Origin of the sequence: Thermodesulfovibrio sp. (genome assembly GCF_049969575.1) — a bacterium.
In the GTDB taxonomy this organism is placed as follows: domain Bacteria; phylum Nitrospirota; class Thermodesulfovibrionia; order Thermodesulfovibrionales; family Thermodesulfovibrionaceae; genus Thermodesulfovibrio; species Thermodesulfovibrio obliviosus.
Genome location: NZ_JBMFOO010000004.1, coordinates 3,914 through 16,815 on the forward strand (window position 1 = coordinate 3,914; position 12,902 = coordinate 16,815).

At 34.1% G+C, this 12,902-nt stretch carries 14 protein-coding genes and 1 pseudogene; 11 read left to right on the plus strand and 4 right to left on the minus strand.

The features are described from left to right. From ACP5O9_RS01895 to ACP5O9_RS01905, 3 genes and pseudogenes are all read right to left on the minus strand, one after another. Window positions 1-260 (minus strand): annotated as a pseudogene (locus ACP5O9_RS01895) (PD-(D/E)XK nuclease family protein); the annotation flags it as partial. A gap of 25 nt (window positions 261-285) precedes the next feature. Further along, on the minus strand, window positions 286-2,898 hold the full coding sequence (locus ACP5O9_RS01900; RefSeq protein WP_428723339.1) for a CBS domain-containing protein: 2,613 nt from the start codon (window positions 2,896-2,898) through the stop codon (window positions 286-288). Further along, window positions 2,898-3,875, minus strand: a complete 978-nt coding sequence (locus ACP5O9_RS01905) for a DUF128 domain-containing protein (RefSeq protein WP_353685880.1) — start codon at window positions 3,873-3,875, stop codon at window positions 2,898-2,900. Before ACP5O9_RS01905 ends, ACP5O9_RS01900 begins: the two co-directional genes overlap by 1 nt. 112 nt (window positions 3,876-3,987) lie before the next feature. On the opposite strand from ACP5O9_RS01905, the gene ACP5O9_RS01910 reads away from it, so the two are divergent. The 6 genes from ACP5O9_RS01910 (at window position 3,988) to ACP5O9_RS01935 (ending at window position 9,271) form a co-directional block, all read left to right on the plus strand. Continuing rightward, entirely contained in the window at window positions 3,988-5,571 is a 1,584-nt protein-coding gene (locus tag ACP5O9_RS01910) for an L-lactate permease (protein WP_424904871.1), read from the plus strand. A 22-nt stretch (window positions 5,572-5,593) separates the two neighbouring features. Beyond that, complete coding sequence (radA, locus tag ACP5O9_RS01915; protein WP_428723340.1) at window positions 5,594-6,949, plus strand: DNA repair protein RadA; 1,356 nt, start codon at window positions 5,594-5,596, stop codon at window positions 6,947-6,949. Continuing rightward, window positions 6,930-7,559 (plus strand): hypothetical protein, encoded by a 630-nt coding sequence (locus ACP5O9_RS01920; RefSeq protein WP_428723341.1) that lies wholly within the window; start codon window positions 6,930-6,932, stop codon window positions 7,557-7,559. The genes radA and ACP5O9_RS01920 overlap by 20 nt, the downstream gene beginning before the upstream one ends. Continuing rightward, window positions 7,552-8,325: a 16S rRNA (adenine(1518)-N(6)/adenine(1519)-N(6))-dimethyltransferase RsmA gene (rsmA, locus tag ACP5O9_RS01925; protein ID WP_424904874.1), complete on the plus strand. Its 774-nt coding sequence runs from the start codon at window positions 7,552-7,554 to the stop codon at window positions 8,323-8,325. The genes ACP5O9_RS01920 and rsmA overlap by 8 nt, the downstream gene beginning before the upstream one ends. A gap of 127 nt (window positions 8,326-8,452) precedes the next feature. Continuing rightward, the gene (locus ACP5O9_RS01930) at window positions 8,453-8,803 is read left to right on the plus strand and encodes a Spy/CpxP family protein refolding chaperone (protein WP_353685875.1); all 351 of its coding nucleotides are present in this window, start codon (window positions 8,453-8,455) and stop codon (window positions 8,801-8,803) included. 63 nt (window positions 8,804-8,866) lie between these two features. Next, the gene (locus ACP5O9_RS01935) at window positions 8,867-9,271 is read left to right on the plus strand and encodes a hypothetical protein (RefSeq protein WP_428723342.1); all 405 of its coding nucleotides are present in this window, start codon (window positions 8,867-8,869) and stop codon (window positions 9,269-9,271) included. Here ACP5O9_RS01935 and ACP5O9_RS01940 read toward each other — a convergent pair. Then, entirely contained in the window at window positions 9,258-9,776 is a 519-nt protein-coding gene (locus ACP5O9_RS01940; RefSeq protein ID WP_353685873.1) for a chemotaxis protein CheW, read from the minus strand. The genes ACP5O9_RS01935 and ACP5O9_RS01940 overlap by 14 nt on opposite strands. Window positions 9,777-10,014: 238 nt before the next feature. On the opposite strand from ACP5O9_RS01940, the gene ACP5O9_RS01945 reads away from it, so the two are divergent. The 5 genes from ACP5O9_RS01945 to ACP5O9_RS01965 are packed head-to-tail and all read left to right on the plus strand — an operon-like array spanning window position 10,015 to window position 12,899. Continuing rightward, window positions 10,015-10,461, plus strand: coding sequence for a phosphatidylglycerophosphatase A family protein (locus ACP5O9_RS01945; RefSeq protein ID WP_353685872.1), 447 nt, complete (start codon window positions 10,015-10,017; stop codon window positions 10,459-10,461). Window positions 10,462-10,467: 6 nt separating this feature from the next. Continuing rightward, window positions 10,468-11,028 carry an RNA 2',3'-cyclic phosphodiesterase gene (thpR, locus tag ACP5O9_RS01950; protein WP_424904876.1) on the plus strand — a complete coding sequence of 187 codons (561 nt, stop codon included), beginning with the start codon at window positions 10,468-10,470 and terminating at the stop codon, window positions 11,026-11,028. Window positions 11,029-11,066: 38 nt separating this feature from the next. Then, window positions 11,067-12,092 carry a recombinase RecA gene (recA, locus tag ACP5O9_RS01955; RefSeq protein WP_353685870.1) on the plus strand — a complete coding sequence of 342 codons (1,026 nt, stop codon included), beginning with the start codon at window positions 11,067-11,069 and terminating at the stop codon, window positions 12,090-12,092. A gap of 16 nt (window positions 12,093-12,108) precedes the next feature. Then, window positions 12,109-12,567: a regulatory protein RecX gene (locus ACP5O9_RS01960; protein ID WP_428723343.1), complete on the plus strand. Its 459-nt coding sequence runs from the start codon at window positions 12,109-12,111 to the stop codon at window positions 12,565-12,567. Continuing rightward, window positions 12,564-12,899: a hypothetical protein gene (locus ACP5O9_RS01965; protein ID WP_424904878.1), complete on the plus strand. Its 336-nt coding sequence runs from the start codon at window positions 12,564-12,566 to the stop codon at window positions 12,897-12,899. The genes ACP5O9_RS01960 and ACP5O9_RS01965 overlap by 4 nt, the downstream gene beginning before the upstream one ends. Window positions 12,900-12,902: the final 3 nt, after the last annotated feature.

The window sequence follows — 12,902 nt, forward strand, 5'->3', positions numbered from 1 at the left end:
TCTTCCCATTTTCTGTTCCACTCTGCCTGTGTTTGCTCCCAGCGTTTGCTCCATTCCTCCCATTTTCTGTCAGATTTTTCTTGCATCTGCAAAAGTTGTTGATAGAGCTGCTCAATTCTGTCCTCTGTTTTTTTCTTTGGAGGATAGTAAGCTTTTGTTATTTGAAGAATATATCTGCGAAAAGAAGGATCTGTTTTTAAAATTGTTGGCAGTTCATTTTTAATAATTTTTTTGATCTCTTCAAGATTAGTTGTTGTCATAACTTATGATATCATACAATCTTTTTTATTTTCCAAACTTTTTTACAAATTCTATCTCTTCTTCTTTTGAAAGAAGTCTGCCCTGAAGTTTTTCCTTTAAAATTTCATCAAAAATTTTTTTGTATACAGGACCTGGCTGAATTCCAAGTTTTTTTAAATCTTCTCCCCGCAAAAGAGGTTTTATTTCTTTTAATTTTGTAAGATAAATTGAAATTGCCCTTTTTTGTTGCTCCTCTGCATAAATCATCATCAAAATTATTGTTTCTATATTTAAAGAGCTTAAAAGCTTATATACTTCTAAAAAGGATTCCTCAGAAGGAAAATTCTGTAAGGCTTTCTCAGCTGAAGTAATGTTTTCAATAAGTTGTTTTTTTACATTCTCTGGAGCGCATATTCTTTTAAGAAATTCTTCCCTTTCGTGCGACTTAAGATTCCACAAAAGCACCATTAAGTAAATGAATTCTTTCCTATATTTTTCTTTCAAAAAAAGTAGTTCCATGCCTTGAACAGTTTCATGAGCTTTAACAAGCTCATTAAAAAGCTTTTCATCAAAAGAGGGATGAAGAATTTTGAGCAAGCCATAATCTGCAAGTCTTTTTACTGAATAATGAGGTAAAGTTTCTTTTAAAAGTAAAATCAGCTCTTCATAAAGTCTTGGTCCTTTAAGTTTCTCAAAAATGCTCATTTTAACTGCAAGTTTTATCAAATTTTCAGTATGTTTAGATATTTTAAATCCCAACTTTTCTGAAAATCTTATGGCTCTTATGGCTCTTGTAGGGTCTTCTACAAAGCTTAAATTATGAAGCACTCTGATTTTTTTATCTTTTATATCTCTTTGTCCACCAAAAAAATCTAAAAGCAAACCAAAATCTTTTGTATTAAGTTTAACAGCCAGAGCATTTATCGTAAAATCTCTTCTGTATAGATCTTTTTTTATAGATGAAGTCTCTACCTTTGGTAAAGCTGCAGGAGACTCATAATATTCTGTTCTGGCAGTAGCAATATCTATGGAGAATCTTTTAACTTCGCCATTTTTTTCAATTTCTATTAAAATCTTGGCAGTGCCAAACCTTCGATGAGGAATTACTTTGCCGTTTATTATTTTTGAAAGTTCTTGAGCAAAAGCTATTCCATCTCCTTCAACTACAATATCTATGTCAGGACTTGGTTTTCTCATAAGGAGGTCTCTTATTGAACCGCCTACTAAATAAACTCCGTATCCCATTTCTTCTGCAAGACTTCCTGCAGTGAGGAGAATTTTATAAATTTCTTCAGGAAGAAACTCTTTCATCAAGTTTGCTACATTTTTTTTAGATTCTTCAATTTCTTCCTTAGGTTTTGAAATCTTGAACTTTCTTATCAGCTCCTCATATAAATTACGCAATATGTCAGTTCTTGTAATAACTCCAACAACTTTATCATCTTTGAGAATTGGAACAAATCTTTGATTAAGTTCAATCATGTTCTTTTCTATTTCCCATAAAGGAGTGTCTTGTTCTGCAGTGTAAGCATCTGTTGTGGCAAAATCTCCAACTCTTGATTTTTTCAGACCGTGAAAAATTGCTTTTTCAACAACGCCTCTTGTAATTACACCAATGTATTTATTGTTTTTAATTACTGGCATGGCATTTATGCCATACTTTGTCATCATATCTTCAACTTCCTTAATTGTTCTGTCCCATTGAACAGAGATTACTGGAGTTGTCATTAAATCTTTTGCGATTTTCTCAGGCTTTACCTGTTGCTTAATAATTTTTATGAGTTCATCAATTAATAAATTAACAGGTCTTTCTTTTAAAGTAGCACTGCCTGCTGCCCAGTGCCCTCCTCCTCCAAATTCACTTAAAATTGAACCCACATCAACCTGTGGAGTGTTACTTCTTCCGATTATCAAAATTTTATCTTCCATCTCAATAATAAGAAAAAGAGCATCTGTGTCAATAAGATCCATTACTTTGTGAGCAATGTGAGAAACATCCTGAGGCTCTTCTTTTACTGCATGGGCAATGTTAACTCTTATTCCATTGATTAAGTATTCCTGCAGTGAATTTAAAAGTTCATTAAGAAGAGATACTTCTTCACGTGAAAGTTCTTCTTTGAGAAATTGAGACACTATATTTAAATTTGCACCTCTTTTTAGCAAATATGCTACTGCTAAAACATCTCTTTCAGTTGTTGATGGAAAGACAAGGCATCCTGTTTCTTCATAAATTCCAAGACAAAGAAGAGTTGCTTCAAGAGGAGTAATAGGAATATTTTTTTTACGAAAGATCTCTGTAAAAAGTGATGCAAGGGCACCAACCTGCTCTGTTATCTCAAAATCTGCCTTTATGTCATCCTCTGTCTTCGGATGATGATCATAAAGATGCACCTTTACTGGCTTTTTTAATAATTGAGCAAGCTCTCCTATCCTATGAACACTTCTTGTATCAACAACTATTAAGGTTTTAACCTTATCTAAATCTATTTCTTTTAATTTTTTTATTTCAAATGGTTTAAAAGTTTCAAAAAAAAGCTTAACCCTCTTTTCCATCGACCCTGGCAATACAATATCTGCCTCTGGATAGAGCTTCTTTGCTGCCATGCAACAGGCAAGGGCATCAAAATCAGCATTAAGGTGAGTTGTTATTATCTGCATTATTTAAGTTCGTTGCTAAGTTCTTTGAAATCAATCATTGCTTGATAATCATAAAGAGTTGAAATAGCTGAAGTGTATGTTTGAATACCAGTTTCTTCAACTGCTGCAATGGGATTTAATCCTCCTACCACTATAATGCCAACACGGTCTATTCCAACAGGAATGTCAAGCAGAGTTTGATTTGGCTCACCAAACACAAGAATTCCCTGAAAGCCTTTTTCCTGCATGGTTGAATAAATCTCTTTTACTTTGTTAAGACATACTGCTGGAATTTCTCTAAAACTTGCAAGAACTCTTCCATAACCGTTTTTTATGGCACCTGAAACATTGGTCATCTTACCTCTTATAAATATTTCCAGCGGATCAAGAGATGTTCCATCATATCTTATAAGAGCACTAAATTTATAAGGCAATCCATCTTTTATTTCAAGGACTCCGCCAAATTTTGAAATAACAGGTATTCCATGTTTTAATAAAATAGCATTAAGAGTAACACTGCATACTGTTCCTATACAAACATGTTCGTCAGGCAAAACAGCTTCATCATCTTTTTCAATAAAAACAATCCTGTTACTCATTACAAGGGATGAATTAAAAACATTTTCCATTGATTTAAGAGCTTTTTTTAGTTTGTTCTTTGGAATGTAACTTAGATTGACAATAATTTTGCCTTTACAGGAATTTATATCAAAATCAGAAAGATAACTCAAAGTTTCAATCTTATTTATTATAAATCCAACTTTTTCAACTGTAATTGCAGTGTCAAGCTCTTGTCTTCCTTTTTCAGTAATAATTCTGCCTTCTTTACCAAAAATTTTTGTTAAGCCTCTTTCATCAAGAATTTTCAGATGATATCTTACTGTTCTTTCTGATAGATTTATTCCATACATCTTAAGCCTTTTTGCAATTTCTTTTGAACCTATTATTTTGTTTTCCTTTGCAAGAATTTTTAAGATAGCAATAAGTGTTCGATTCATAAATCCTCCAGATTTGTTTATTTAAAATTATAACATGGTTGATTTTTATAATGAAAAATTGTTTAAAATATTAAGCTTTTTTTAAATTTTTCAACTCTAAAAGGAGGTTAAAATGGATTTCTTTTTAGCCCTTTTCCCAATTCTTGTGGTTTTAATAGGTATGCTTGTTTTTTATCGTTCAGGGAGTTTTGTTTCTGTAGTAGGATGGATCCTTGCTATGTTTGTAGCGGTTTACTACTTTAAAACTCCATGGAATGTTGTATGGGGTGCTACACTTACTGGAATTGTTAAAGCATTTGGGATCTCACTGGCAGTTATTTTTACAATGTTTTTAATATTTTTAATGAGAGAAACCGGTGCATTAAAGAAAATTATTGATTATGTAAAAGGAATTGCTCGAAACAAAGAAGAACAAACCCTTTTCATCGGAATGGGATTTGGCTCTTTAAGCACATCACTTGGTATGGTAACTCCTGCAATGTTTCCACCGATTTTTTTGTTATTAGGATTTTCTCCTATTGCTGCAATTGGCATAAGCATTCTTTGCTATGACCCTCTTACTTCCTTTGCTCTATTTACAATTCCTCTAACACTGCCTTCAAAAGTTGCAATGGCTTTTGGAATAAAGCCTCCTAACATAGAAAGCCTTAATGATTTTATCTGGGATTATACTTTCAAAGTAACTGTTTTATTGCCTGTAATCTCAGTGATTTTTGCTTTTTTGATGCTCAAAGTTGTTGGAGGTAAAGAAGCTATAAAGAAAAATTGGAAAGCTGCAATGATTTCAGGTCTTATGCTTTCAGTTTCTGCCCTTGTAATTGCCGGTTTCAGAATTCTTCCAGTAGAAATTATAGGAATTATCTCTGGATTGATTACCATGCTCACAGTTTATTTTATTTATCGCAGGAATAACACTCAGGAGCAAAGTAAATCTATTTTTAATAAAGAAGTTTTTATAGCCTGCCTACCATTTATCCTGTTAATAATAATCTCACTCATTGTAAATATCCCCACTATTAAAATGAAACTTGAAAATGTTCTGGGTCAGACTGAAGTAATTAGAATTATTGCTGATAAAAAAGAAGATTTGAACATTCTTGGGAATGTCTGGTTCTGGATAATGGTTGTTTCTTTTATTTCAATATTTATACTTAAACCATCAGGTAAACAATTAAGGAATGTTTTCAAGCTCTGGATAACAAGAATATGGGGACCTTTTCTTGCTTACTCACTTTTCTTTGCTGTGGCATTTATTATGGCATGGTCTGCAATGGAAGTTGTAAATGGAAAGCTTGTCCCATCTCAATATTTTGCCCAGTATAACATGGACAGAATTATAGGAATAACACTTGCAAATGTTTTTGGTCCTGCTTATCCATTCATTGCACCTTTTCTTGGTTTATTTGGTGCATTTGTTGGAGGAAGTGAAACAGCCTCAAATGTTCTTTTTGCAAAAATTCAATGGGAAGCAACTCTTTCAACAGTCGGAGCAAATGCTTTCATGTGGATTTATGCAGCCCATGCAGTTGGTGGTGGAATAGCCTCTGCAATAACTCCTTCTAAGATTACAAATGCTGCTGCTACAATTGGTGTGGGCGGTAGAGAAGAAGCACAGTTTATAAAAGCAGTTTTAGTTCCAGTTTTACTTATGTGTGCCATAACAGGTGCAATGACTATGATAATTGTTTATTTATAAAAAAATGAATTATCATTAATGAATGAAGGCAAAGATTAAGCAAGTTTTTCAGTGCCAAAGCTGTGGATATATTTCACCAAAGTGGATTGGCCGATGCCCTGATTGTGGCGCATGGAACAGCTTTGTTGAGGAAACTATAGAAGCAGGAACTGAAAGAAAAATTTTATCAGAAACTGTTCAGCCTGTTTCCATTAGTTCAATTGAAATTACAGTATCGGACAGATTTTTAACTGGAATTGCAGAACTTGACAGAGTTCTTGGTGGCGGATTAGTTAAAGGCTCTCTTATTCTTATTGGAGGAGACCCTGGTATTGGGAAATCAACACTGCTACTGCAGGCATCCAATAACCTTTCATTGCAGTATGGTAAAGTTCTTTATGTTTCAGCAGAGGAATCTCTTACACAGATAAAACTTAGAGCAGAAAGACTCGGAATTACTTCAGAAGGAATTTTGCTTCTTAGTGAAACCCTTGTTGAGAAAATTATTGAATGTGCAAAAGAAACTCAACCAGCTACACTAATTGTTGATTCAATTCAGACAGTTTACACTGAAGAAGCAGTTTCAGCACCTGGTTCTGTAAGTCAGATTAGAGATTCCGCAGCAAAATTTATGAATTTTGCAAAATCCACAGGGATTCCTGTCTTTCTAATCGGTCATGTCACAAAAGAAGGAGCAATAGCAGGTCCAAGAGTGCTTGAGCATCTTGTGGATACAGTTCTTTATTTTGAAGGAGACAGGGGATATGCCTATAGAATCCTGAGAAGTGTAAAAAACCGTTTTGGTCCAACCAATGAAATAGGTGTTTTTGAGATGACTTCACAGGGACTTACAGAGGTTGAAAATCCTTCTTTAATTTTTCTTTCTGAACATGGAGTGTCAAGTGGTTCAGCCATTACAGCAACAATTGAAGGAACAAGAGCAATTCTCACTGAAATACAAGCACTGGTTTCACCTTCACAGTTTGGAATGCCAAGAAGAAATTTTATTGGAGTTGATTATCAGAGAGTAAATCTTTTAATTGCTGTTATTGAAAAACGCGGGAAAGTAAATCTTGCCAGTGCAGATATATTTGTAAATGTTGTTGGAGGATTAAAAATTACAGAGCCTGCTTCGGATTTAGCAATAATTTCTGCCATTGTTTCCTCTTTTAGAGATATGCCTTTGCCTGATAGAACTGTTATTTTTGGTGAAGTTGGATTAAGTGGCGAGATTCGTGCAATATCTCAAACTGAGTTAAGATTAAAAGAAGCCTCCAGAATAGGTATGAAAAGAGCAATTATCCCTAAAAGCAATCTTGAAAGGCTTAAAGAAGATTATGATCTAAACATAAAAGGAGTGACATCAATTAATGAACTTATTGAGGTTATTAACAGTTAGTCTGGTTATTTTTTTATTTTCTGGTTGTGCAGAAAAGAAACCAGAGATTTTGAAAGAGTTTTATGCTGAGGATGTAAAGGATTTTATAAAAAAAATGCAGAATTATCAGGGCATTGAAAGCTCCTTAGCTATTGATTATGAAAGCAAAGGAAATTTTCTCAGTGGAGATGCTTTACTTAAAATTAGTAAAAATGAAACACTTCTTCGCATTTACTATATGGGCTTTCCTGCAGGTGAAATTTATGAAAAAAATGAAGAAGTATCATCAACCCTACTAATAGAAAAAGATAAGGTAAAGCAAATTTTAACCGGGGTAAGAAAGGGTTTTATGTGGTGGATTGGTGATTTTGAGATTGGAGAAAAAGACAATAATTTTATTTTGAAGGAAAAAAATAGTGACAGACAAGTATTGCTAAATAAAAAAGGATTTATGCCTGTAAGTCAGAGTTTTACCTTTGAAAATCAGCAAATTTTAATAACTTATAATGACTTTAAACAGTTTCAGACTGAAGATAAAACTAACCTCATAATGCCTTCCAGAATTATTGTTTATTACAAAAATAGAACCTTAAAAATCAACATAGAAAAATTAAAACTGATAAATGGCTAAAAAAAAGCTCGGGCAGCATTTTTTAAGAAATAAGGAGATTCTTCAAAGAATTGTCAATGTTGCAGAAATTGAGCCTCAGGACAAAGTTGTTGAAATTGGTGCAGGAATGGGCGATTTAACAGCATTGTTAATTGAGCAGGCGAGGGAAGTTATAGCAATTGAAATTGATCCAGCGCTTTTTAGAATTTTAAAAGAAAGATTCCGTCAAAGACAAAATTTGAAGCTATTCAATCAGGATGCTCTCAAGTTTCCCTATGAAGAGATTGGACAGTTTAAAGTTGTTGCTAATATTCCCTATTACATAACAAAACCTATAATTTTCAGATTAATTGAAGTGAGAAATCTTATTTCAATGACTCTTACTGTGCAGAAAGAAGTTGCCCAGAGGTTTATTGCAGTTCCTGGTTCAAAAGCATACTCTGCTTTAAGCATTATTGTCCAGTATTATACGACTGCTGAAATAAAATTTTATATTCCTGCAAAATTTTTTAGCCCTCCACCAGAGGTTGAATCAGCAGTAATTAAAATTCAAAGAAGAACTGAGCCAGCTGTAAAAGTAGCTGATGAAAAAATATTTTTTAAAATCGTTAAATCAGCCTTTGGCCAGCGCAGAAAGATGATAGCCAACTCTTTAAAATCAGTCGTTGATGAACCTAAGGAATTTCTAAATAAAATCGGCATAAATCCCTTAAAAAGAGCAGAAGAGCTTTCAATTGAGGATTTTGCTTACATTACTAATGAACTTTGCAAATTTTGCAAAAAATAATGCAAATTTTGCAAAAAAAAGGCAACAGTTTCATATAAAACCTCATAAAATCAATATATTTCAATTCTGGCATGGTAATTGATATTTAAAAGAAGTAAAGAAAAGTCACAAAAAGGAGGTGAAAGAAATGAAAAAGTTTTTAACGGTATTTGCATTACTAACAGCACTAACAGTATTTGCAGGTGTATCTTTTGCGCAGCGAGGAATGGGTCCTCAGTATCCAATAGGAGTTGATTCAGCTAAGGCGCAACAGTATTGCAAGGAAATTCAACCACTTTATCAGAAGGATTTACAGCTAAGGGGTGAGCTTTTGACCCTCTGGGCACAGCCAAACCCTGATTGGAATGCAATCAAACACAAAGAACAGGAAAGAGCAAGTTTAAAAGTGGAGATGCACAAAAAAGCCTATGAAATGGGACTTCCCTATGCACCAGCCGGGAAAAGAGGATTAAACATCAGAAGAATCTGTGGATGGTAAAAATCAAGGGGGCTTGTGCCCCCTTTTTTAAGGATTAATGCAATGAAATGGAGCATAGTTATAATGATTTTTCTGATAACCATAGGACAGATTGCAGAAGCTCAGGAATGGGAAGAAAGTTATGATCCAAACACAGAGATTGCTATTAAGGGGAAAATTGCTGAAATTATTTATAGAGATTATGGACCTGTGGTAATAGGAATTACAAAGCATGATAAAATCTACAATATTATTACAGCACCGAGATGGTATATTGAACAGGAAAAAATAGAATTCAATCTTGGAGATGAGGTGGTTGTTCATGGCGCTAAGTTTTTTTCCAAAAAGGGTGAGCTTTTTATTATTGCAAGATCAATCCATAATATATCAACAGCCAAAATTTATTCATTCCGCGATGAGAATATGAAGCCTTGCTGGAGTGGAGGAAGACAGCACAAAAAGAGATACTGGAAGTTTATTCCTCAATAGCTGCCTTCTCTGTGGCCTCAACCATTCCTTCACTTTCTTCTTTACCAATAAGTCTGTCCATATCAAGAAGAATAATAAGTCTGTCTTCAAGTTTTGCAATTCCCCATATAAATTCTGAACTTACAGAATAAGTCATAGCTGGAGGTGGTTCAACGATGTCAGTGGATATTCTTAGAACTTCAGAGACCGAGTCAACAATCAATCCAATAGTTATACCCTGAATATCCATTATCATAATTCTTTGTTTTGCTGTTTCTTCTTCCTCAGGAAGTCCAAATTTTTTTCTCAGACTAACAACAGGAATAACCTTCCCACGAAGATTTATAACGCCTTCAACATAGTATGGAGCATTTGGAACTCTTGTAATTTCTTTCATTCTGTTTATTTCCTGAACTTTGAGAATATCAACAGCATACTCTTCACCACCAAGAGTAAATGTAACAAGCTGGAGAATTTTTGTATCTCCACCTGCTTTTTTCTCACTTACTACCAGTGCTGTGTCCATCTTACCCTCCATAGACTTTTTTAGTGAATTATAATGAAGTGTAACCTATTTGTCAATAACAATTCAATTTTCTAAAAATGCCGATAGAAAATGTCATTTCTATCTAATGTTAGGTAATCCTGAAGGACAGAAGTGCTTTCTGAAGACTCCTCGCTACCCTGAGAACAGGTCCATCGGGCAGTTTCAGGAATCCCCTTGCATTGTTGACTAAACTAAGACTGTTAAGCATAATAAAAAAGTGAAATTTTTAATGCTTTCAAAGATTATTGCTACAGTTTTTTTTATTGGATACTGTCCTTTTGCACCTGGTACAGTGGCTTCTGCTTTTGCAATGGCTCTTTTATGGATTTTTAAACCCCATGATACGATTATGTTATCAATGTTACTGAGTTCATTTATTCTGGGAACAATTTCTTCAGAAAAAGTGGCAAAGCATCTGGGTATTAAAGATCCTTCCTGCATTGTTATAGATGAGTTTGCAGGCTATCTTACAGCAGTTATGTTTCTTCCGTTAAACTTGAATGTTCTGATTGCAGGATTTGTGCTTTTCAGGTTTTTTGATATTATAAAACCTCCTCCTATAAGGCAGGCTGAAAGAATAGATGGTGGATTTGGTATCATGATTGATGATTTTCTGGCAGGACTTCTTAGCAATCTTTTAATAAGAATTTTTCTTCTGTTATGATATTTTATGCGTCTTTTTATAGCAATAGAACTTCCTCAGCAAGTTAGAGAATTTCTTGCAGACTTGACTAATTTCAAATCATCAATTGATGGAGTTAATATTGTTCCGAAAGAAAATTTTCATATTACATTAAAATTTCTTGGTGAAGTTGAAGAAAAAATTATCCCTTCTTTAACATCCACTTTGAAATCCTTATCAAATGAGTTTTCTAATTTTACATTGAAAATTACTACTCCTGGAGTTTTCCCGGATAAAATAAAACCAAGAGTCATATGGATTGGCACAGAAAATACAGAGATACTTAAGAGATTAACAAAAAGGATTGACGAGGAGACTTCCAGTCTTGGTTTTCAAAGGGAAGAAAGACAGTTTAAGTCTCACATAACCTTAGCAAGAGTGAAGAATTACAGGAATGGGAAATATTTTTTTGAGAAGATTTTAAAGAAATTTTCTGAAAAGTCTTTTGATTTTCAATTTGAGGTTAAAGAGTTTGTTTTAATGAAAAGCATATTGACTCCAAAAGGTTCAATTTATTCAGTTTTGGAGAGATTTCCTTTGCTCAAATAGTTTAATGGTATAATAAAAAAAAGCTTAAGAGGTGATTTATGAATAAGGAGAAATTAAAGGCATTGGAGATTGCTATATCCCAGATTGAGAGAAATTTTGGCAAGGGCGCAATAATGCGTCTTGGAACAAAGGCTCAAGCAGAAGGAATAAGTGTAATTCCTACAGGTTCAATATCCCTTGATATAGCAACAGGTGTTGGAGGATATCCACGCGGAAGAGTTATAGAAATTTTTGGGCCTGAATCTTCAGGTAAAACAACCCTTGCACTCCATGCAATTGCAGAAGCTCAGAGGCTTGGAGGTGTTGCAGCATTTATAGATGCTGAGCATGCCCTTGATGTGAATTACGCTTCAAAATTAGGTGTTGATGTGGAAAATTTACTAATAAGCCAGCCTGATACTGGAGAGCAAGCTCTGGAAGTAACAGAAACCCTTGTCCGAAGCGGAGCAGTTGACATTATTGTTATTGACTCAGTTGCTGCTCTTGTTCCAAAGGCTGAAATTGAAGGAGAAATGGGAGATTCTCTTCCAGGTCTTCAGGCAAGGCTTATGAGTCAGGCTTTAAGAAAGCTTACAGCAGCTATATCAAAGTCTCAGACAGTTGTTATTTTCATAAATCAGCTCAGACAGAAAATTGGAGTAATGTTTGGAAATCCAGAGACAACTCCTGGAGGAACCGCACTAAAATTTTATGCTTCAATGAGGCTGGATATAAGAAAAACAGACACATTAAAAGAAGGACAGGATACAACAGGTGGTAGAGTAAGAGTTAAAATTGTGAAAAATAAAGTAGCACCGCCATTCAAAGAGGCTCACTTTGATATTTACTTTAATGAAGGAATATCAAAGACAGGCGAGGTTCTTGATCTTGCAGTGGAAAAAGGAATTATTGAAAAATCTGGAGCATGGTACAGTTACAACGGAACAAGATTTGCTCAGGGTAGAGAAAATGCTAAAGAATATTTAAAAAGTCATCCAGAAATCTTCAATGAAATTTATTCCAAAGTTATGGATGCTTATGGATTAAAGCCAAAGGTCATAGAAGGTGAAAAATCGGAACAATGAAGTATTAAAATGTGCATTGAGGTTAATTACAAAAAAAGATAGAACAGAGGCTGAATTAAGAGATAGACTTTACAGAAAAGGATTTTCTCAAATGGATATTGATGATGCGGTTGCCTATTTAAAGCAGAATGGATTTATAGATGACAGTAGATTTATCCAGAAAGCAGAAAAAATTGCACAAGACAGATTTCTTGGTAATATGGGTTTAAAAAACTACTTTACAAGAAGGGGCATTGATAAAGAATTACTTGACAGCATTCCGGAAATAGACGAATTTTCCCTTGCTCAGAAACTTATCCAGAGAAAAATTCATTTAATAAAAAATGATCCAGAGGATAAAAAAATGGCTAAAATAGCAGGATTTCTTCTCAGAAGAGGATTTTCATGGGACACTATAAATAAATTTTTGAATGAAAAATTCCCCGGAGATATAGAGTCTCAAGACAATGACAATTTAAAGGAGGAGTTGAAATGAGAGTTTTAATTGCTTTGTTTATCGCGTTATTTATATTTGGATGTGCTTCGCAGGGTGTTAGATATACCTATGATGAGATTAAAAATTATCCACCAGAGATTCAGGAAAGAATTACAAAAGGAGAGATAGCACTTGGGATGACAAAGGAGCAGGTAAGACTTGCATGGGGGAATCCTTCTTCTGTAAGGGTTCTTACACCTGAGAAAGGAAAGCAAAGAGAAGAATGGATTTATTCTTCTTCTTTAGGACTTTTAAAATCAAGGCTTATTTTTGTTGATGGCAAGCTCACCTACATAATAAGCAATGAGCAGAGAATAATAGGTGAGGAGTAGTAA